The organism is Arthrobacter sp. Hor0625 (assembly GCF_052567525.1).
This window is the reverse complement of the sequence record NZ_CP199586.1, coordinates 336,214-356,345: the sequence shown is the minus strand read 5'-3', so window position 1 is coordinate 356,345 and position 20,132 is coordinate 336,214. Positions and strand designations below refer to the sequence as shown.

At 72.0% G+C, this 20,132-nt stretch carries 15 protein-coding genes; 11 read left to right on the top strand and 4 right to left on the bottom strand.

Annotation, left to right across the window (positions count from 1 at the left end; translation table 11 throughout):
• Positions 1–243: 243 nt before the first annotated feature.
• From ACTWLI_RS01550 to ACTWLI_RS01540, 3 genes are read left to right on the top strand one after another with little or no spacing between them, the layout of a single operon-like run.
• The gene (locus ACTWLI_RS01550; protein ID WP_445154971.1) at positions 244–789 is read left to right on the top strand and encodes a WhiB family transcriptional regulator; all 546 of its coding nucleotides are present in this window, start codon (positions 244–246) and stop codon (positions 787–789) included.
• A 29-nt stretch (positions 790–818) separates the two neighbouring features.
• The gene (locus ACTWLI_RS01545; protein WP_445154970.1) at positions 819–4,241 is read left to right on the top strand and encodes a glycosyltransferase family 2 protein; all 3,423 of its coding nucleotides are present in this window, start codon (positions 819–821) and stop codon (positions 4,239–4,241) included.
• Complete coding sequence (locus ACTWLI_RS01540; RefSeq protein ID WP_445154969.1) at positions 4,234–6,045, top strand: DUF5719 family protein; 1,812 nt, start codon at positions 4,234–4,236, stop codon at positions 6,043–6,045. Before ACTWLI_RS01545 ends, ACTWLI_RS01540 begins: the two co-directional genes overlap by 8 nt.
• A 46-nt stretch (positions 6,046–6,091) precedes the next feature.
• Here the strand turns inward: ACTWLI_RS01540 and ACTWLI_RS01535 are convergent, their stop codons facing one another.
• Positions 6,092–6,589, bottom strand: a complete 498-nt coding sequence (locus ACTWLI_RS01535) for a metallopeptidase family protein (RefSeq protein ID WP_056740221.1) — start codon at positions 6,587–6,589, stop codon at positions 6,092–6,094.
• A gap of 154 nt (positions 6,590–6,743) precedes the next feature.
• Here ACTWLI_RS01535 and ACTWLI_RS01530 point away from each other — a divergent pair, with 154 nt between their 5' ends.
• From ACTWLI_RS01530 to ACTWLI_RS01510, 5 genes are all read left to right on the top strand, one after another.
• A complete protein-coding gene (locus ACTWLI_RS01530; protein ID WP_445154968.1) occupies positions 6,744–7,133 on the top strand; it encodes a DUF3499 domain-containing protein in 390 nt (129 codons plus the stop codon).
• An 82-nt stretch (positions 7,134–7,215) separates the two neighbouring features.
• Positions 7,216–7,458 carry a Trm112 family protein gene (locus ACTWLI_RS01525; protein WP_445154967.1) on the top strand — a complete coding sequence of 81 codons (243 nt, stop codon included), beginning with the start codon at positions 7,216–7,218 and terminating at the stop codon, positions 7,456–7,458.
• Positions 7,459–7,554: 96 nt separating this feature from the next.
• Complete coding sequence (gene ahcY / locus ACTWLI_RS01520; RefSeq protein WP_445154966.1) at positions 7,555–9,033, top strand: adenosylhomocysteinase; 1,479 nt, start codon at positions 7,555–7,557, stop codon at positions 9,031–9,033.
• A gap of 215 nt (positions 9,034–9,248) precedes the next feature.
• Positions 9,249–10,475 carry a L,D-transpeptidase gene (locus ACTWLI_RS01515; protein ID WP_445154965.1) on the top strand — a complete coding sequence of 409 codons (1,227 nt, stop codon included), beginning with the start codon at positions 9,249–9,251 and terminating at the stop codon, positions 10,473–10,475.
• 17 nt (positions 10,476–10,492) lie between these two features.
• Positions 10,493–11,737 carry an Ig-like domain-containing protein gene (locus tag ACTWLI_RS01510; protein WP_445154964.1) on the top strand — a complete coding sequence of 415 codons (1,245 nt, stop codon included), beginning with the start codon at positions 10,493–10,495 and terminating at the stop codon, positions 11,735–11,737.
• A 52-nt stretch (positions 11,738–11,789) separates the two neighbouring features.
• Here the strand turns inward: ACTWLI_RS01510 and ACTWLI_RS01505 are convergent, their stop codons facing one another.
• Positions 11,790–12,596: an RDD family protein gene (locus tag ACTWLI_RS01505; RefSeq protein ID WP_445154963.1), complete on the bottom strand. Its 807-nt coding sequence runs from the start codon at positions 12,594–12,596 to the stop codon at positions 11,790–11,792.
• Positions 12,597–12,677: 81 nt separating this feature from the next.
• On the opposite strand from ACTWLI_RS01505, the gene ACTWLI_RS01500 reads away from it, so the two are divergent.
• Together ACTWLI_RS01500 and ACTWLI_RS01495 are read left to right on the top strand one after the other, a co-directional pair.
• Positions 12,678–13,670, top strand: coding sequence for a stage II sporulation protein M (locus ACTWLI_RS01500; protein WP_445154962.1), 993 nt, complete (start codon positions 12,678–12,680; stop codon positions 13,668–13,670).
• Between the two features lie 125 nt (positions 13,671–13,795).
• On the top strand, positions 13,796–15,268 hold the full coding sequence (locus ACTWLI_RS01495) for a TIGR01906 family membrane protein (RefSeq protein WP_445154961.1): 1,473 nt from the start codon (positions 13,796–13,798) through the stop codon (positions 15,266–15,268).
• Positions 15,269–15,396: 128 nt separating this feature from the next.
• Here the strand turns inward: ACTWLI_RS01495 and ACTWLI_RS01490 are convergent, their stop codons facing one another.
• Both ACTWLI_RS01490 and ACTWLI_RS01485 read right to left on the bottom strand, forming a co-directional pair.
• On the bottom strand, positions 15,397–17,226 hold the full coding sequence (locus ACTWLI_RS01490) for an AMP-dependent synthetase/ligase (RefSeq protein WP_445154960.1): 1,830 nt from the start codon (positions 17,224–17,226) through the stop codon (positions 15,397–15,399).
• Between the two features lie 63 nt (positions 17,227–17,289).
• Positions 17,290–19,020 carry a dolichyl-phosphate-mannose--protein mannosyltransferase gene (locus ACTWLI_RS01485; RefSeq protein ID WP_445154959.1) on the bottom strand — a complete coding sequence of 577 codons (1,731 nt, stop codon included), beginning with the start codon at positions 19,018–19,020 and terminating at the stop codon, positions 17,290–17,292.
• Between the two features lie 79 nt (positions 19,021–19,099).
• On the opposite strand from ACTWLI_RS01485, the gene rsmI reads away from it, so the two are divergent.
• Entirely contained in the window at positions 19,100–20,023 is a 924-nt protein-coding gene (rsmI, locus tag ACTWLI_RS01480) for a 16S rRNA (cytidine(1402)-2'-O)-methyltransferase (protein WP_445154958.1), read from the top strand.
• The last annotated feature ends 109 nt before the right edge of the window (positions 20,024–20,132 follow it).

Sequence of the window (20,132 nt, the reverse complement as noted above, 5' to 3'; positions counted from 1 at the left end):
TCCGCGCAAAGAAACTGCTCAGCAGGCTGTCTTTTACGGCCCGCGGCTGCGGCGGCGTCCGGAAAGACCGGGCGTGGCGTGCCCGGAAAATCCACCGGCCGCTGATTATTATCTCCGCTGCGGCTTGACTCCCGACGACTTACACCCGTGTAATTAGGTATCGAAAGCCAATGCGCAAAAGTCGGCACACAACCGAGTGTCCGAGGGTCAGGCAAAGGCTGCCAAATCAGAGAGGGAACGCCAATGGGGCTTGCAGAGCGTATCCATGAAGATGAAGTCGTCGCCGGTCAGGCGACGGCAAAGTACCGGTCCCGCGGGGTGCCCAGCGACTGGTACGTGGACCCGGCCGATCCGGACGCCGCCGTGCGGTACAACGAACACACCCAGGACTCGCTGCAGGACCAGGCCACGGCCTTCCTCGCAGCCCATGAAGCACTTCTGGCCGGGGACGCGGAGTCGGACAACGACCCGCTTGACCCGCCCATGGAACTCCAGGCACTGCCCGCCGGAACCACCGCCCAGCCGGTGTGGATCGGGCTGCCGCTCCGACAGGACTTCGATGACGAAGGCGAACTCGGGTGGCAGACGGACGCACTCTGCGCGCAGACCGACCCCGAGGCTTTCTTCCCCGAAAAAGGCGGCTCCACCCGCGACGCCAAGAAGGTCTGCGGCGCCTGCAACGTCCGTTCGCAGTGCCTGGAATACGCCCTGGCGAACGATGAGCGTTTCGGCATCTGGGGCGGACTCTCCGAGCGGGAGCGCCGCCGGCTTAGGAAGCGGGCAGTCTAATTCTTCATGAAGTACGGGTCACCGCCGTCGTGGTAGCCCACGACGGCGGTGACTTTCTTCCCCGGACCCTCGCGGCCCTGGCCGCGCAGACGCGCCCGGCCGACGCCGCGATCGGCGTCGACACCGGATCCCGCGACCACTCCCTGGCCCTGCTCGGGCAGGCGCTGGGCGCAGCCAATGTCACCGCCATCGACCCGGGCCGCAGCGGCCTGGGCGGCGCCGTTGAGGCCGGCCTCGCGGCCCTCGCGCCGCGACCGGCCGGGTCCGGCAGCTCCGACTGGATCTGGCTGCTGCACGATGACGCCGCTCCGGCGCCGGAGGCCCTCGCCGAACTGCTGCACGCGGTGGAGCGGGCCCCCTCGGTCACAGTGGCGGGCTGTAAACAGCTCGACTGGCATGCGGAACGGCGGCTGATCGACGTCGGCCTGTCCACCAGCCGCTGGGCCGAGCGGCTCTCCCTGATCGAAGCCGACGAACTCGACCAGGGACAGTACGACGGGCGCAGCGACACCTTCGCGGTGAACTCGGCCGGCATGCTGGTCCGCCGGGACGTCTGGGAGGACCTGCGCGGCTTCGACCCCGCCCTGCCGGGGACCGGGGACGACGTCGACTTCTGCTGGCGCAACCGCCTGGCCGGACACCGTGTCGTGGTGGTACCGAGCGCCCGGATGTTCCACGTCGCCCACCGGCCGCACGGCGCCGGCACCGCCAAGGCGGCCCGCAAGGCCCAGGTCCATCTGAGGCTCAAGCACGCCGCGGCCTGGAAGGTTCCGCTGCACGCGGCCGGCGCCCTCCTGGGCGGCTTTTTTAGATTTGTCCTCAGCATCGCGGTGAAGGATCCCGGCCACGGGTTCTCCCAGCTGCTGGCCACCCTCGCCGCCCTGGCCCGGCCGGCGGCGGTGGTCCGGGGCCGGCGCAACGCCGCGCGCACCCGGAGGATCCGGCGGTCCGTGATCAAGGGCCTGCAAACGCCCCGGCGGGAAGTGTGGGCGCACCGGCGGTCGCTGATTGAAGCGTTCGGTTCGGACGAAGCGGAGGACACCGGCCACGATCCGCTGGCCGAACAGCCCACCGGCGATTCCGCCGACGACTTCTCGGCCCTGCGCACTCCCGAGCGGGGCTGGGCCGGCAACGGGGCCCTGCTGGCCGTGTTGCTGGCCGCGGCCGCGTCCGTCCTGGGCCTGCTGGGCCTGTTCCGGGCCGACGCCGTCACCGGCGGGGCCCTGATCCCGGTCTCGGCCCGGCTGGGCGACATCTGGGACCACGCCTCCGGCTGGTGGATCACCCTGGGGGCCGGGCTGCCCGGGCACGGGGATCCCTTCGGCTACCTGCTCTGGCTGCTCGGAGTGCTCGGCGCGGGCAACGCCAGCGGAGCCGTAGCCTGGCTGCTGCTCCTGGCCATGCCGCTGTCCGCCCTCGGGGCGTGGTTCGCCGCCGGTGCCCTGACGCGCCGCCGGCGGCTGCGGCTCGCGGCGGCACTGGTCTGGGCCGGGGCGCCCGCCCTGCAGGTGGCCTTGAACCAGGGCCGGCTCGGTGCGCTCATCGCCCACATGCTGCTGCCCCTGCTCGTCCTGGCCCTGCTGCGCGCCACCGGGTCCGTCCCGGGCCGCGGGCTGTTCGCCGTGCCGGCGCCGGGGGAGCGCAGGTTCACCGAGAAGCCCCCGATCAAGCCCGGCATCAACGGCACCCCGTCCTGGACCGCCGCTGCCGCGGCCGGCCTGGCCCTGGCCGCGGTGACCGCGGCCGCCCCGTCCCTGCTGGTGCCGGCGGTCACCATCGTGGTGCTGTGCGCCGTGCTGCTCCGGCGCCGCGGGCGCACGCTGTGGTGGACGCTGCTGCCCGCCCTGGCCATGTTCCTTCCCCTCGCGCTCTCCGTCCTGGACCGTCCCCGGGCGCTGCTGGCCGACCCTGGCCTGCCCCTGGGTTTTGACGCCGCACCACTCTGGCAGCAGGCGCTCGGCCAGCCGTTGCGCTTCGAAGCGGGCGCCGGGCTGGCCGGTCTTCCCGCGTTCGGGCCGGGCGCTGTCCCGTGGGCCCTGCTCCTGACCCTGCTGCTCGGCCTGCCGGTCCTGCTCCTGGCCCTCACGGCGATCTTCCTTCCGCGCCGGCCCGGCGCCGGCCCCGGTCCCCGGCTGGCCCGCTGCCTCTGGGCCGGCGCCCTCCTGATGCTGGCCGGCGGCTGGCTGGCCGGGCACATCGCCACCGGCGCCAGCGGGGACGTCCTGGTCACCCCGTTCAGCGGCCCGCCGGTCTCCGCGGCGGCTTTCGCGCTCCTGGGCGCTGCCCTGATCGGTGCCCAGGCCCTGCTCGACGCCGCCGACGCTCCAACGTCCGGCACCCCCGACCGGCGCATCAGGGTCCGGCGCCTGGTGGTCCGCGGGACGGCGGCTGCCGCGACCGTCCTGCTGATCGCAGGCCCGCTCACCGGCCTTGCCGCGTGGGCCGCCCACAACCTGCTCCAGCCCGGCCCGGCCCCCTCGGCTGCGGCTGCGCCCTCCGGCGGGATCGCCGGTGCGGACGCCGGCACCTCGGGAGCCGGCGCCTCGGGAGCCGGCACAGACCCGACGCGGGCTGCCTCCCTCGGGGTTCCGCGGCTGGTGCAGGCCGGCCCCGCCCGGACCCTGCCCGCCACCGCCGTCGACCGGGGTGAAGGCCCCGAACAGACCCGCACCCTCGTCATCTCCACCCGGGAGGACGGGACCTATGCCGCCGCCCTGATGCGCGGCGCCGGCACCAGGCTCGACTCCTTGTCCGCCGTCGCCTCCGCCCGCCGGATCATGGGCGGCCCCGGCGAAGAGACAGTCCGCGACGACGACGCGGTGACGGCTGCCCTGCGCGGTGCGGTCGCGACAATCGTGGCGGCCGACGGCGTCGATCCCCGGCACCGGCTCGAGCAGCTCGGCGCCGGCTTCGTGCTCCTGGAAGCGGCAGACGACTCCGCCGAGTTGCTGGCCAGCCGCATGGACGCCGTTCCCGGCCTCGTGGCTGTGGGCCGTACCGGTTCCGGCTGGCTTTGGCGGATCACGCCGTTGAACGAGGCGGCCGCCGAGGCGGCCGACGTGGCCCACCGCGTCCGGATCGTCGACGCCGCCGGGAAGTCCGTGGGCCTGCTGCCCGCCGGGCCGGTCAGCGCCGACGCGCCGGTGCCCGACGGCCCGGAAGGCCGTCTTGTGGTCCTCGCCGACCGCGCGGACCCGGGCTGGAGCGCCTGGCTGGATGGCCGGCGGCTCACCGCCACCACCTCCGACTGGGCACAGGCCTTCACCCTGCCCAGCCACGGCGGCCAGCTCAGTATCCGCTACGACACCCCGTGGGCTCCCTGGACCGGCATCGTGCAGGCCATCGTGATCGGCCTCACCGTACTGCTGGCCATTCCGATGCCCGCCCGCCGCCGCAACACCGGCTTCTCCCGGGACGAAGTTTCCCTGCGTAAGGACCACCAACATGCGTGACCACCGCGACGACGACGCCGGGCAGCCGGGCGGGGACGCCCGGGCCGGCCAGGCAAGGGACGCGGGCCGGCAGCCCGAGACCGCCGCGAAGCCCGACACGGCCGCGAAGCCCGGTTCCACTCCGGCGCAGCCCGACACCGCCCCGGTCCGCGACCGGAGCGGCAGGCCGGGCCCGGCGTCGCGGACACCGGCCGCGCGCCGGCTGCGCACCGCGGCCGCAGCCGTCGGAGGCCTCGTCTCCGCCGCCGTGCTGGTCGCCGCCGGCGGGGGACTGATCGCCGCGGACCGGATCGCCCCCCAGGGGCCGGGCAGCCGGCAGCTACAGGCGCCGCTGACCGCGGTGCCGGCCGGCAGCAGCGTGGGCATCTGCCCCGGACCGGCCCGGTTGCTGCAAGGAACCCCCGTGGGAACCGATCCGCAGTTCAGCCCCGAATCGGCCACCGCCCGGAGCGCCGTGACCGCCGTCGTCCTCAGCGCCGGCAACGGCACGCTGCCCGGGAGCCGGCTCGCCGCGCTCGGCGGACGCACTCTGGCGGAACTGGCCAAACCGGTGCCTTCCGCCAGCGCGCCCGCGCCGTCGGCCCCTGTCGCCGGTCCGGCCGCGTCTGCGCCCGTCCCGAAGGCCGCCGTCGAACCCCAACGCGGGGTCCAGTCCGCCACCGTGCTCAGCGCTGATGCGCTGGCCAACCAGCAGCCCTCCGCCGCCGGACTGCTCAGCTACACCGCCGCCGACGGCGACCTCCGCGGCGCCGCCGCGGCCGCCTGCCAGCGGCCCTCCAACGACCAGTGGCTGGTGGGCGCGAACACCGCCCTCGGCCGGACCGCGGTGCTGCACCTGAGCAACGCCTCCGGCACCCCAGCCACCGTCGGCCTCGACCTGATCGGCGCCAAGGGCGCCATCCAGGCCCCCGGAAGCCGCGGGCTCCTGGTGGCACCCGGAAAAACCCGGTCAATCATCCTGGGCGGGCTCGCCCCCGGACAGGACCGGCTGAGCGTGCGGGTGCGCAGCACAGGCGGGCCGGTCTCGGCCATCATCCAGCAGAGCGTGCTCCGCGGGCTGACCCCCGGCGGCGTCGACTTCATCGCCCCCGGCGCGGCCCCCGCCGCGCGGCAGGTCATCTCCGGCATCGACATCCAGGACCCGGCCGCCGTGCGGGCCCTCGGCGGGAAGACCGGCTTCGCGGACGCCGTGCCCGGCCTGCAGATCACCGTGCCGGGCGCCGCGGACGCCGTCGTGGAAGTGAAGTTGTACGGCCGGGACGGGCAAAAGCCGCTGCCCGGCGGCGGCGTCGTCACCGCCAAGGCAGGCGCGGTCACGGAGATCCCGCTCGCGGGGGTGCCCGCGGGCCACTACACCGTCTCCGCGACCTCGGATGTTTCCTTCGCCGCCGCCGCCCGGGTCACCCGCGGCGTCGACGCCGGGGAAGCCACGGATTTCGCCTGGGCACCGTCCTCGGGCAGGCTCGGCAGCCAGCACGTCGTGCCGGTGCCGCAAAAGGGGGAGCGGTTCCTGGTCTTCGGCGCGCCGGAGGGCCGGGCCAGGATCAGTTACGCGCCGATCACCGCGGACGGCAAGGTCCGGGCCGCCGCCACCGCGGACATCGCCGGCGGAACCACCGCGTCCGTCCGGGTCCCGGACGACGTCGGGGGCTCACCGGTGGCCGGCTACCTCGTCTCCGCCTCGGGGGACGCCGCCTACGGTGCGGTGCTGCTGCAGCAGGCGGGCCGCGCGGACGTCGCGAGCGTCGCCGTCACGCCCGGCGCCGCCGGGAGCCAGGAAGTACCGGTCTCGCTCGGCTACTAGGCCGCCGCCCGCGGGCGCGGCGCTGTAACCTCCCGCCCAAGCGGGGTCAGTAGCGGCGGCGGTATACCGGGTCCAGCGACTCGGGCGGGACGCCCAGCATCTCCGCCGTGCGCTCGACGACGACGTCGTGGACGAGGTCCTGGAGTTCCTCACGGCTGCCGCAGGCCTGTTCGACGACCCTGCGGTAGAGCGTGATCACCGGGCCGTCCTCCGCCGTCGCCGGCGTGTACTCGCCCATCGGGGCGGGGGTGCCCTCGGCGACCAGCTGTTCGAGGCCGGGCGGGATTTCCTCCACCGCGAAGCGCACCCCGTCCAGCGGCTTGCCCCAGATGTCGTGCAGGCGCTGGGCCGAATCCAGGACGAAATCATCGAACCGGTCCGACCGGGTCCGGTAGCCGGGCAGCGTGGGCAGCATCAATTCCCCGCGCAGGCCCCGGCCGTGCCGGTTCCTGCGGCGTTGCCGGAAGCTCTTCCCCTTGCTGCCGCTGCCGGCGGGGTCAGCCAACCGGACCGTAAAGCCGGAATCATGGTGCGATGACTGCATATCTCGACTCTAAACCCGGCGCCTGATTTCTGCGAGACGGCGGCCCGGCGGCCTTCCTTCCCGGCCGGTGCGCGGCCGCCCGGGAAGCGGTTCCCGCCCGGACCAGCGTTTCAATGCGCGGCTGCGGCGTCCGGGCGGAGTAATCTGTGATGTCGTGGGTGCAATTCGTCAGTGTTCAAGGTCAGCCTGCCGCAATTCGGCGGTGGCGACTTTGACGTACGTCTACGCGGACTCGACCGCCGTCCTCGGGCCGCTGGCCACCTACGCGGAACCGCACTGCTACGACCTGTGCGAACAGCACGCCGACACCCTCACCGTGCCGCGCGGCTGGGAAGTCCTGCGGCTCGCCATGCCGGCCACGCCGCCCGGCCCCGGGCCCGACGACCTGCTCGCCCTGGCCAATGCAGTCCGCGAAGCCGCCGCCCTGCCCGCCGCTCCGGATCCCGCCCAGGGCCGGCGCGCCGCGCACCCGGCGCTGGAGGCACCGGCCCAGGCCGAGGGAACCCGCCGGGGGCACCTGCGTGTCCTGCGCGAACCCTCCTGAGCGACGAACTGGCGGTAGGCTGGGAACCGAACTTTCCGAACGCCACCGGCGCCGTCGGCGCCGCCCCCAGGGAGCCCTTAACATGTCGCTGATCAGTCCCGAGCTGCTGTCCGTCCTGCGTTGCCCCGTGACCGGCTCCGCGCTGGTCCAGGAAGGCGAGGAACTCGTCGCCGCTGCCCCCGACGCCGAGGGACGCCGGTTGCGGTACGCAATCGAAGACGGCATCCCGCTGCTGCTCCCGCCGGAACTGCTCGCGGCGGCCACCGCCGCCCCCTCCGACCAGCACGATGGCGGCCGCAGCGGCGGCCGCCACGCCGCGGAGTAGGCGCCCGGCGGCGCGGCTGCCGCCCATCGGAGCCCGACTCGGCTCCGAACCACTCCCAGCCCCACGCTTCCATCCCGGCTAGTACAAAGGATTCCCATGACCTTCGATTACAAGATCGCCGACATTTCCCTGGCCGAAGCCGGCCGCCACCAGATCCGCCTCGCCGAGCACGAGATGCCCGGCCTGATGGCCCTGCGCGAGGAATTCGGCGCGAGCCAGCCGCTGAAGGGCGCCCGGATCGCCGGGTCGCTGCACATGACCGTGCAGACCGCCGTGCTGATCGAGACCCTCACCGCCCTGGGCGCCGAGGTCCGCTGGGCCTCCTGCAACATCTTCTCCACCCAGAACGAGGCAGCCGCCGCCGTCGTCGTCGGCCAGGGCACCGTCGATGACCCGCAGGGCGTGCCGGTGTTCGCCTGGAAGGGCGAGACCCTCGAGGAATACTGGTGGACCGCCGAGCAGATCCTGACCTGGCCCGGCGCGGACGAGAACCCGGACCTGGGCCCGAACATGATCCTCGATGACGGCGGCGACGCCACCATGCTGGTGCACAAGGGCGCCGAGTTCGAAGCCCTCGGTGCCGTGCCCGCCGCCGCCGACGACGAATCCGAGGAAGGCCGCGTCTTCCTCGAGGTGCTCCGCGCCTCGCTGCAGAAGGACCCGCAGAAGTGGACCCGGATCGGTTCCCGCCTGCTCGGCGTGACCGAGGAAACCACCACCGGCGTCCACCGCCTCTACCAGCTCGCCGAGCAGGGCAAGCTGCTGTTCCCGGCGATCAACGTCAACGACTCCGTCACCAAGAGCAAGTTCGACAACAAGTACGGCATCCGCCACTCGCTGCCGGACGGCATCAACCGCGCCACCGATGTGCTCATGGGCGGCAAGGTCGCCGTCGTCTGCGGCTACGGCGACGTCGGCAAGGGCGCAGCCGAGGCGTTCCGCGGCCAGGGCTCCCGCGTAATCGTCACCGAAATCGACCCGATCTGCGCGCTGCAGGCAGCGATGGACGGCTACCAGGTGGCCACGCTGGAAAGCGTCCTGGCCGAGGGCCACATCTTCATCACGACCACCGGCAACAAGGACGTCATCATGGCCGAGCACATGGCCGGGATGCGCGACAAGGCAATCGTGGGCAACATCGGCCACTTCGACAACGAGATCGACATGGCCGGCCTGGCCCGGATCCCCGGCATCCAGAAGGTCGAGATCAAGCCGCAGGTGCACGAGTGGGTCTTCGACGCCGGCACGGACGAGCAGCGCTCCATCATCGTGCTCTCCGAGGGCCGCCTGCTGAACCTCGGCAACGCCACCGGCCACCCCTCCTTCGTCATGAGCAACTCCTTCGCGAACCAGACCATCGCGCAGATTGAACTGTTCACCAAGGCGGGCCAGCCGGAGGGGGAGCGCGAATACGACAAGCAGGTCTACGTGCTGCCCAAGATCCTCGACGAGAAGGTCGCCCGGCTCCACCTCGCAGCCCTCGGCGCGGAACTGACCGAGCTCACCAAGGAACAGGCCGCGTACCTGGACCTCGACCCCGCCGGCCCCTTCAAGCCGGAGCACTACCGCTACTAGCAGCCCGCCCGGCGGGCGGCGCGGTTACATAAGGGGGTTCCGGACCTGCGGGTGCGGAACCCCCTTTTTCGTAACCGGATCGTGCCGCGGCACGCGGCGGCCACCGCCGGAACGTCGCTTATGCTGGCAAGGTAACGCCTGCGTCGGCGGTGCCGGTGGAGGCCAGGAGCGCCCGCCACCCAGCCGACGTCCGAGGCCCGGAAGGACCGAGTATTGTGAACGCCCCCAAACGCTGGAGTACCGGCCGGAAGGCCGCCGTGCTGGCTGCAGCATGCGCCCTGGCAGCAGGCGGCGGCGTCTTCGCCGCGGCCGGACCGCTGGCCCACCCGTCATTCGCCTCCGAGGCCGCCACCCCGGAGCGCTCAACCCAGGGCCTGGCCTTCCCCGTCGTGCCGCCGCTCCAACTCGCCGCGGTCCCCGCCGACTCCGCCGTGCAGGTCAACCCGGCCGCGCCGGTGACCCTGAAAGTCGGCAACGGCAAGATCGAGCGCGCCGCCCTGACCAGCGAATCGGGCAAGGCCGTGAACGGAACGCTCGCCGCCGACGGCTCCACCTGGGCCGCCGCCGGACCGCTGGACTTCAACACCCGCTACACCTACAGCTACTCCGTCGTCGACGCAGCGGGCCGCAGCACCGAGGCCACCCGCAGCTTCACGACGGTGACCACCGCGAACGAGGCGGACGCCGCCATCTACCCGCTGGACGGCATGAAGGTGGGCGTGGCGCAGCCGCTCCAGCTGACCTTCAGCGAACCGGTGCTGAACCGCGCCGCCGTGGAGAAGGCGATCAAGGTCCGCTCCACGTCCGGCCAGCGCGGGGACTTCCACTGGTACAGCAACACCATGGTCCGGTACCGGCCGCAGAACTTCTGGGCGGCCAACAGCACGGTCACGATGGACATCAAGCTCTTCGGCGTCGACCTGGGCAAGGGGCAGATCGGCAACTTCAACAAGACCGTTACCGTGCACATCGGCGACAAGAAGATCGCCTACGCCGATGCCAAGGCCCACACCTTCACCGCCACCATCAACGGCCGGAAGGTCGGCCAGTGGCCTGCGACCCTGGGCGACACCAGGTTCCCGTCGGCCCGGGGCTACCTGGTCTTCATGGAGAAGTACCGGGTGGAGCACATGGACGCCTCCACGATCGGGCTCAAACCGGGGGACCCGGCCTACTACGGCCAGCTGGACGTCAACTACGCCACCCGGCTGACCCCCAGCGGCGAGTTCATCCACCAGGCCACCGACTCCGCGATGCCCTTCCTCGGCAAGGCAAACCTCTCCCACGGCTGCATCGGTCTGGGCCCCGCCGGGGCGAAATGGGTCTTTGAGCACATGACCACCGGCGACGTGGTCCAGGTGGTCAACACCGACGGCGACTACGCCGCCCACGACGACGGGTTCGGGGACTGGAACATCCCCTGGGCCAAGTACGCGAACTGACCAGGACGGACAAACACATGGGGACCGGGGGCGCCGTGCGCGGCGGAGGCAGGAACACGGGCAAGATGCTGGCGGTGGCAGGGCTCTGCCTGGCCATCGGCGCCGGCGGAATCGGCGTCGCCACCGCACCGGTCTGGGCGGACAGCGAACTGCCCTCGGAAGCGGCGTCGCCGCTGCGCAACGTCGCCGGGCTGGCCGCCCCTGTGGTCAAACCCGTCGAACTCGGCGTCACGCCGACCGACGGCGCCCGGGACGTCAACCCGGCTGCGCTGCCCGCGGTCAAGGCCGTCAACGGCGCCGTCAAGGACGTGGTGCTGCAGTCCGAGGGCGGCGCCCCGGTCCCCGGCACGGTGAGCGCCGACGGTTCCACCTGGACCGCGGGGGAGCCCCTGGACTTCAACACCCGGTACAGCTACCGGTTCACCATCGTCGACGGCGCCGGCCGGGAAACGACGAAGGAACAAAGCTTCTCGACCGTTGGCACGGCGAATGAGGCCGATGCCGCCGTCTATCCCCTCAACGGCAGCACCATCGGGGCCGGGCAGCCGATCGAGATCGTCTTCAGCGAACCGGTCCTGAACAAGGCGGCCATGGAGAAGGCCGTCACCGTCAAGGTCTCCTCGCGCCAAGCCGTCGCCTGGCGCTGGTACTCGGACCGCCGCGTCCGGATCCGGCCGGAGAAGTTCTGGGCTGCGAACACCAAAATCACGGTGGATTTGAAGCTCTTCGGCGTCGACTTCGGCAACGGCATGGTCGGCAACTCCAATGTCCCGGTCTCCTTCACCGTCGGGCCGCAACGGATCGCCGTCGTGGACGACGTCACCAAGACCATGAAGGTGTACTTCAACGGGACGCTGGTCCGCACGGCGCCGGTCACCCTCGGCGGCGAGGACTGGCTCTCGCCCTCCGGCTACGCGGTCATCATGGAGCAGGAGCGCCGGTCCAAATTCAACGCCGGCAGCATCGGGCTCAAGCCCGGCGACAAGGGCTACTACCCGCCGCTGACGGTCGAATACGCGAACCGGCTGACGACCTCGGGCGTGTACGTCCACCAGGCGCTGGAATCGGCCTGGGGCGCGGTGGGCCGGTTCAACGTCTCGCACGGCTGCGTCGGGCTGCTGCCCGCGGACGCCCAGTGGTTCTTCACCAACATGAAGACCGGCGACGTCGTGCAGACCCTGAACACCGGGGCCGCGCCGGTGGAACCGCTCGAAGGTTTCGGGGACTGGAACATCCCCTGGGCGCAGTACGCCAAACGCTGATAATCGGTCCGGCGCACCGCGGTCCGGCGCGCTGCGGTCCGGCGCGCCGCGGTCAGCGGAGCCGGGCGTGCGGCAGCCGCCGGAGCCGGACACCCAGGCGCGTGCTGCGCTCCCGTGCCGCCTCCAGCCGGCCCAGCTCCCGCCGGCTGCGCTCGCCCAGGACGGCCGCCAGATAGTCCTCCGGCCCCGTTCCGGCCGGCGGCGGGGGAGCGACATGGGCGGCGACCTCGGTGGCCAGCGACTGCGCCAGGGCCGCGCGGGAGGCAGGGGCCATCCGGCCGGCCTGGCGCAGGAACAGTGAGGCCCGCCGGGCAGCAGCATCCGGAATCCGGCCGATGTCAGCGGCCGCCACCCATGGCTGCAGCGGGTACGGCACCCGGTGCAGCACGGGCGGTTCGGCCCGCACCCGGCGCCGCAGCGCGTAGGTGCCGGCCACAAGATCCCCGAGCCGCTTGGACTTGCCGTTAAACAGCGCGACGGCCACCGCCAGGCCCCCGAGGATGGCATAAATCTCCAGGAACCCGACCAGCCCCCGGATGAGCGCATGCCGGAAGCGGATGGAACCGCCGTCGTCGCGCACGATCCGCAGTCCGGTGGCGAGCTTGCCGACCGAGAGGCCGCGGCTGAGCGTCTCCACGCCCACCGGGACCACGACAAAGCTGAACACGACCGCCACCGTGACCAGGGCACCGAGCGCGGCGTCATCCAGTCCGGGGGCGGCCGAGCCGACCAGGACCAGGATGATCCAGAGCACGGCAACATTCACCACGATGTCGAGCAGCAGCCCCAGCGCCCGGGCCGCGAACGACGCCGGTCGCAGCTCGAGGACGACGGCCTCGCCAGTGATGATTGAACTCAATGCGGCCCCCGCTCCTCTGCAGTCAGGCACAGTCTAACCACCCTCCGCCGCCCGCTTGGGGGGTGGGGCTATGGTGGTGCCGTGGACATCGAGGCGTTCGCCCTGGTCAACGGGGCCAAGTGGGCCAGGCTGCACGCCCTGGCGCACCAGCGCAGGCTCAGCGGCGCCGACGCCGACGAGCTGCTCCGGCTCTACCAGGAGGCCTCGGCCGACCTGTCCCTGCTGCGGTCCCTGGAACCGGAGAGCACGCTTTCCTCGTCGCTCTCCGCCACCCTGGCCCAGGCCCGCACCCGGTTTACGGGCGCCCGCTCCAACTTCACCGAAGACCTGGCCCGGTTCTTCGTCATCGCCCTGCCCGCCGCCCTGTACCGGATCCGCTGGCTGACACTGTGGTGCGGGCTGGCCTTCTGCCTGATCGCCGCAGCCTACGCGGCCTGCATCGGCACGTCCCCGGAGGCGCTGCGCGCCCTGGGCTCGGACGCGCAGGTCCGCCGCTACGTGGACGAGGACTTCATCGACTACTACTCCGAGAACCCTGCCGCGTCCTTCGCCGGCCTGGTCTGGACCAACAACGCCTGGATCGCCGCCCAGGCGGTGGCCCTGGGCGTCACCGGCTTCTGGGTGCCGATGATCCTGGTGGCGAACGCGCAGGGCGTGGGCGTCGCCGCCGGGGTCTTCGCCGCCACGGGCAAGCTCGACGTCTTCTTCAGCTATATCCTGCCGCACGGACTGATGGAATTAACGGCGGTGTTCGTCGCCAGCGCGGCGGGTCTGCGGATCTTCTGGGCCGCCGTGGCGCCCGGACCGTACCGCCGCTCGCAGGCGCTGGCGGCCGAGGGCCGGTCGCTCGTCACGGTCGCCCTGGGGCTGGTGCTGGTGCTGCTGGTCTCCGGCGCGGTCGAAGGATTCGTGACCCCCAGCGTGCTTCCGGTCTGGGCCAAGATCGCCATCGGCGCCGGGGTCCTGGCCGGCTACTGGTTCTACGTCCTGCGCTACGGCGGCGCGGCCCACCGCGCCGGTGCCCGCGGGGACCTCGACGGCGGAGACGCCGGCTACGCCGAAATTTCCGCCTGAATCGGCCCGGTCCCGGGGTGGCACCTCGCCCGGGCTAAGGCGCGGACGGTAGGCTCGGAGTCAGATATGTGGCGGTGCCGGGCCCAGCCCCCGGCAGCGCGGAACCCTACGGAAGCGAAGCTGCAGTGACTGAACAGAGTCCCACCCCTCCGAACCGGCAGGATCCGGAGACGGACCCTGCCGGGGACGCCGACGAGCCCGCCTTCGAATGGATGAAGCCGGCAGCCGGCAAGCGCGCCGGAACGCCCGAGGCCGCAGCGCCGGCCGCGGCTGATTCCGGCCGGGCGTCCGACGCCGCGGCCCCCGCTGCCACGGCGCCTGCCGGGTCCGGATCCCGCCCGGCGCCTGCCGACAATGCGGCCGCTCCGGCGGCGGCTCCCGCGCGGGAGAGCGCGGCAGGGTCTGCTCTGCCCGTACCCGGCGAGCGGCAGGGCCGCCGCGCCGACCGCCGGGCAGTGGATGCCGCCCCCGCCGGCCGGAACGATGCGGTCTTCAACGAGTCGCTGCCGACCTCCGCCCTGCAGGTCCGGCCGCCGCAGGAGGAAGTGGAACGCCGCAACGCCGAACGTGAGCAGGCCGCCCGGGCCAAGCCGGTGGCGCCGCGCGTGATGCAGGTCCTCCTGGCTGTGTGCTTCCCGGTCATCCTGCTGGTGGCGGCCGTCCGCGCCGTGACCAGTCCGCTCTTCCTCTGGGTTGAGTACAACCGGCCCGGCTTTCCCGGCGACGGGTACGGCTTCAACACCGATGACCGGATGACCTACGGCTCCTACGCCGTCGACTACCTCGGCAACTGGTCCGGCCCGCGCTACCTCGGCGAACTCGTCAACCGCTCCGGCGAGCCTCTCTTCCGGGAGGGCGAGGTCAGCCACATGGCCGACGTCAAACTTGTCATCCTGTCCGCCTTCGGCGCCGGCGTCCTGCTGGCCCTGCTGAGCCTGATCGCCATCCTCTACCTGCGCCGCCGCAGCACGGGCGGGGTCCGCCGCGGCCTCTTCGCCGGGTCGATCGTGACCCTGGTGCTCATCATCGGCCTCGGCGTGCTCGCGGTGCTCGGCTGGGAGCAGTTCTTCACCGAGTTCCACCGCATCTTCTTCGCCAACGGCACCTGGACCTTTGCCCTGTCGGACACACTGATCCGGCTGTTCCCCGGCCAGTTCTGGGTGGACGCGGGAATCGTAATCGGCGCCCTCGTGCTGATCGCATCGCTGCTCACCCTCATCCTCACCTGGCCCACCCGGCGCCGCCGCGGCCTGCCGCCGCGCACCCGCAAGGCCGCCGCGGCCGCCGACCCGGAGGACGGCTCCTTCGACGGAGCCAACGCGGCCAACGCGGCCAACGCCGCCGACGCGGCCGACGCCCCCGGGCCGAAGGGCCGCCGCTTCAAGCGTGCCCGGCACGGCACCGGAGAAGCGAACGCCGCGCCCGGTTCCGGTGACGACAGCCCGGCCGGCGCCACGGATACCGGCGCCGCCGCAGGGGAGCGCCCCGCCCGCGGGGAACGCCCCGGCTCCGGAGAGCCCCCCGCGGCCGCAAAAACCGCGGCCGACGGCGCACCGTCGCCGACGCACGCCACGGCCGCGGACCGGAAACCGCAGTAGCCACGCCGGCGGGGGCCGGGCGGCCTCCCGCCCGGCCCCCGCAGGAGCACGGACGCACAAGAGCGGCCGGCACACCCGTGCCGGCCGCTCTTGTGTGCGTCCTGCGGGACGCCCGCGGACTAACCGGCCTAGCCGTAGATTTGGTTGATCTGCTCCTCGAAGTCCCGCACAACGGCGGCGCGCTTGAGCTTCAGCGAGGGCGTCAGGTGCCCGGACTCGACGGTGAAGTCGGCGTCGAGCACCACGAAGCTGCGGATTGACTCGGCCTTGGACACGAGCGTGTTTGCCTCGTCGATGGAGGCCTGGATGGCCGCCCGGACCCTGTCATCCTGCGCCGCGTCGGCGAGCCCCATGGCGGGGATGCGGTGGGTGGCGCACCAGTTCTCCAGCCCCTCGGGATCCAGGTTGACCAGGGCCGAGACGAACGGCCGCCCATCGCCGACCACCACGGCCTGGGCCACGAGCTGGTGCTCGCGGATCTTTTCCTCCAGCGGCCCGGGCGCCACATTCTTCCCGCCCGCGGTGACCAGCAGATCCTTCTTGCGGCCGGTGATGGTCAGGAACCCGTCCGCATCGAGGCTGCCCAGGTCGCCGGTACGGAAGAACCCGTCTACGAACGCCTCGGCGTTGGCCGCCTCGTTGGCGTGGTAGCCCTTGAAAACGCCGATGCCCTTGACCAGGATCTCGCCGTCGTCGGCGATCCGGATGGTGGTGCCCGGAATCGGAATGCCCACCGTCCCGACTTTGGTCAGCGAGGGGATATTGGCCGTACACGGCGCCGTCGTCTCCGTCAGCCCGTAGCCCTCCAGAACCGGCACTCCGGCGCCCCGGAAGAAGTGCGCGTCGTGGGCGCTCAGCGGGCTCGCCCCGGACACGGTGTAGCCGAGGCTGCCGCCGAACGCCTGGCGGAGCTTGGGATAGAGCAGCCGGTCAAAGAGCCGGTGCCTGGCGCGCAGCCCCCAGCCCGGACCGGGTCCCTCGCCGCGGGCGGCGGCGTCAAGGGCCTGCGAATATCCAACGGCGACGGCGGCGGCCGCACCGAAGAGCCGTTCCTTCCCGGCCTGGGCCGCCTTCTGGGCGGCGCCGGCATAGACCTTCTCGAAGATCCGGGGAACCACCAGCAGGAACGTGGGCTTGAAGGTGCCCAGGTCCTCGAGCAGTTCCTTGGCGCTGGAGGTGTGGCCCAGCGTGGTGCCGGCACTGAGGCAGACAACCTGCACGGCGCGGGCCAGGACGTGGGCCAGCGGCAGGAACATCAGGGTCCGGGTCCGGTCCTGCAGCAGGATTTCCTGCAGGAACAGCACGATGTTCTTCGCGACGAGGGCGAAATTGCCGTGCGTGATCTCGCAGCCCTTGGGCCGGCCGGTGGTGCCGGAGGTGTAGACCAGGGAGGCGACGTCGTCGAGCCCGGCCGTGCTGCGGTGCCGTTCCAGCTCGGCGTCGCTGACGCCGCTGCCGGCGGCCGCCAGGCTGGCGAGGTTGGGGGCGTCGCCGTCGTAATCCATCCGCACGACGCCGAGGACGCGGCCGGCCAGCAGCGCCGAAGCGTCCACCACGCCCTGGACGAGGGCGGCCTTCGCGCGGTCCTCGACGAAGACGTGCCGGGCGCCGGAGTCGTGCAGGATCCATTCGACCTGGCTGGCGGAGGAGGTCTCGTACACCGGAACGGTGACACCGCCGGCGAACCAGATCGCGAAATCCACCACGGTCCACTCGTAGCGGGTGGCGGACATGACCGCGACCGTGTCGCCGGGTGCGAGCCCGCCGGCAATCAGGCCCTTGGCCAGGGCCCGGACCTGGTCCAGGAATTCTCCGGCCGGCACGTCGGTCCACCCGGAGGGCCCCTTGCGGGCATAGAGCGCGTGGCCGGGATCCTTGCCGGCCTGTTCCAGCAGCAGGTCCGTCACGTTGCTTTCCGGGTACAGCTCCACGAGCAGCCCGGTGCTAGCTTCTCTCACAACCCAATGTCTCCCGTTCCGGTCCGCGGCCCGGTGGTCGCGGCATCCGCTAGTAATCCTGCCCTAGATCCAGGAGGGCATCCACATCCGGAGCCGCCAGTCCTGGTACGTGATCAGCTCCGCGGTCCACACCGGGTAGAAGAACGCCGACAACAGCACCGCCGCGACCACGAACAGCGCCACCAGGAACAGCCCGGAGCGGCGGCGCCACAGCGGGTCGGTACGGCGGCCCAGGACCAGGCCCAGGCAGTACACGAGGGCCAGGACCAGGAACGGTTCGAAGGACACCGCGTAGAAGAAGAACATGGTGCGTTCCGGATACATGAACCACGGCAGATACCCGGCGCCGACGGCGGCCAGGATGGCCCCGGCACGCCAGTCGCGGCGCCCAGCCCACCAGAACAGCAGGATGCCGAGGCTGACCGCGGCGCTCCACCAGATCAGCGGATTGCCGACCGAGAGGATCGCCGAGGTGCAGCTGGGCAGATCGCAGCCTTCGGAGCCCTGCTTGGCTGATTCGTAGAAGAACGACGTCGGACGTCCCAGTACCAGCCAGCTCCAGGCGCTCGCCTCGTAAGGGTGCTCCGCACTCAGTCCCTGGTGGAACTTGTACGCCTCGAGGTGATAGTGGGCCAGGGACCGGAGTGAATCGGGGATCCAGCCCCAGCCGGCCGACGGGTTGGTCTCGGCCCAATGCCGGAAGTACGCGTTGCCGGAGCGGAACCAGCCGGCCCAGGTGGCGGTGTAGACCAGCGCCGCGACCGGAACCATGCTCAGAAAGGCGCCGATCCCGTCTTTGAGGATGCCGCCGCTGATCCAGCCGTGCACCCCGGCGATGCGGCGCGCGCTGAGGTCCCAGAAGACGGTCAGCAGCCCGAACCCGGCCAGGAAGAACAGGGCGGACCACTTGGTGCCGACCGCCAGGCCCAGGCACACGCCCGCGGCGATCCGCCACCAGCGGATCCCCAGCCACGGGCCGGCGGCAAGCTGCAGCCGGGAGGGGACGCCGTCGGCGGACGCCGCGGCCTGCCGGCCGAGCCGTGCCGCGAGCCGGCGGCGGCCGTCGTCGCGGTCCATCAGCAGCGCCCCGAAGGCCGCCAGGACCCAGAACATGAGGAAGACGTCCAGCAACGAGGTCCGGGACATCACCAGGTGGTGGCCGTCGACCGCCAGCAGCGCCCCGGCCACGGCGCTCAGGGTGAGCGAGCGGAACAGTTTCTGCGCCACCAGGGCGAGCAGGAAGATTGAGAGGGTGCCGGTCAGGGCCGCGCCGAAGCGCCAGCCGAACGGGTTTTCCGGGCCGAAGAGCCACATCCCGGCCGCGATCATCCATTTGCCGACGGGCGGGTGCACGACGTATTCGGGGCTGTCCAGGAGCACCCCGGGGTTGCCGGCGATGAATGCGTCGTTGGCTTTTTCCGGCCACGCCCGCTCGTAGCCGCTGACCAGCAGGGAGTACCCGTCCTTGACGTAGTAGGTTTCGTCGAAGACCAGCTTGTGCGGCACGTCCAGGCGGACAAAGCGCAGGATGCCGCCGAGCAGCGCGGTCAGGGCGGGGATGAGCCAGAACCACAGGCGCAGCGACGGCGGGTAGTCCCGCCAGCTGCGGATGCTGCCGATCAGCCGCTGCTGCAGGGCCTCGACGGTGAACGCCTCAGCCGGCCGGGCGATCCAGCGGTGCCCCTCGAGGTTGCGCCTGGTGCCGCCGGGGTGGCTGATGCCGTCCGGGCGGGCGGCGGCGGGCGCCGATGCGGCTGAACCGGGCCCGGCAGGCCGCATGGGGGTCTGCGTCACCCTGCTATGCTACCGTCGACCGCCGCGATCGAGGGCCGGGCCCGTCGGACCGCGCGCCCGGCGGCAGTAGGCTGGTGGTGTGGATTCCGATCAGAGCACTTCCCCCGCGCCCGCCCGCGATGACGCCGCCCCGGACGCCGCCCCGGCAGACACAGCGCAGGCGGCCGGCGGGCCGGGCCGGATCGTGCTGGCCGCCACCCCGATCGGCAACGTCGGCGACGCTTCCGCCCGGCTGATCGAACTGCTGGAGACGGCGGATATCGTCGCGGCCGAGGACACCCGGCGCCTGCACCGGCTGGTGCAGAGCCTCGGCGTCACCGTGGCCGGGCGCGTGATCAGCTACCACGAGCACAACGAGGCGGCCAAGACCGCGGACCTGCTGGACCAGGTGCGGTCCGGGAAGACGCTGGTCATGGTGACCGACGCCGGCATGCCCGCGGTTTCGGACCCCGGTTTCCGCCTGGTGGAGGGTGCTGTCGCTGCCGGCCTGACGGTCACCGCCGTGCCCGGCCCGTCCGCCGTGCTGACCGCCCTGGCGCTGTCCGGCCTGCCGACGGACCGGTTCTGCTTCGAAGGGTTCCTGCCGCGGAAGGCCGGCGAACGCGCCTCCCGGCTGGCGGACCTCGACGCCGAGCGGCGGACGATGGTGTTCTTCGAGGCCCCGCACCGGCTCGAGCCCATGCTCCGCGCCCTGCACGAGCGGTTCGGAGCCGACCGCCGCGCCGCGGTCTGCCGCGAACTGACCAAGACCTACGAGGAAGTCATCCGCGGCACCCTGCGGGAACTGCTGGAATGGGCCGAAACCAACGAGGTGCGCGGCGAGATCGCCGTCGTCGTCGGCGGCGCCCCGGAGCGCGAGCCCGGCAGGCCGGAAGACCACGTCGCCGCCGTCAACGCGCTGATCGCCCAGGGCATCCGGCTCAAGGAAGCCGTCGCCGCCGTCGCCGACGACACCCGGGTCAGCAAGCGGGAACTCTACGCCGCCGTCCTCGCCGCCCGCTAAGGCCGTCGGCCGCCCGGTCGACCGCCCCGGCACCGGCCGGTCCGTGCTTGTGCAGCTGCACAGCGGAAAGCGCCGCGCCTAGTGCGCGGAAGCGTAGACACCCCGGAGA

Coding starts and splice junctions, on each gene's coding strand:
- ACTWLI_RS01550 (WP_445154971.1), top strand. CDS start 244: ATGGGGCTTGCAGAGCGTATCCATGAAGATGAAGTCGTCGCCGGTCAG.
- ACTWLI_RS01540 (WP_445154969.1), top strand. CDS start 4,234: ATGCGTGACCACCGCGACGACGACGCCGGGCAGCCGGGCGGGGACGCC.
- ACTWLI_RS01535 (WP_056740221.1), bottom strand. CDS start 6,589: ATGCAGTCATCGCACCATGATTCCGGCTTTACGGTCCGGTTGGCTGAC.
- ACTWLI_RS01525 (WP_445154967.1), top strand. CDS start 7,216: ATGTCGCTGATCAGTCCCGAGCTGCTGTCCGTCCTGCGTTGCCCCGTG.
- ahcY (WP_445154966.1), top strand. CDS start 7,555: ATGACCTTCGATTACAAGATCGCCGACATTTCCCTGGCCGAAGCCGGC.
- ACTWLI_RS01510 (WP_445154964.1), top strand. CDS start 10,493: ATGGGGACCGGGGGCGCCGTGCGCGGCGGAGGCAGGAACACGGGCAAG.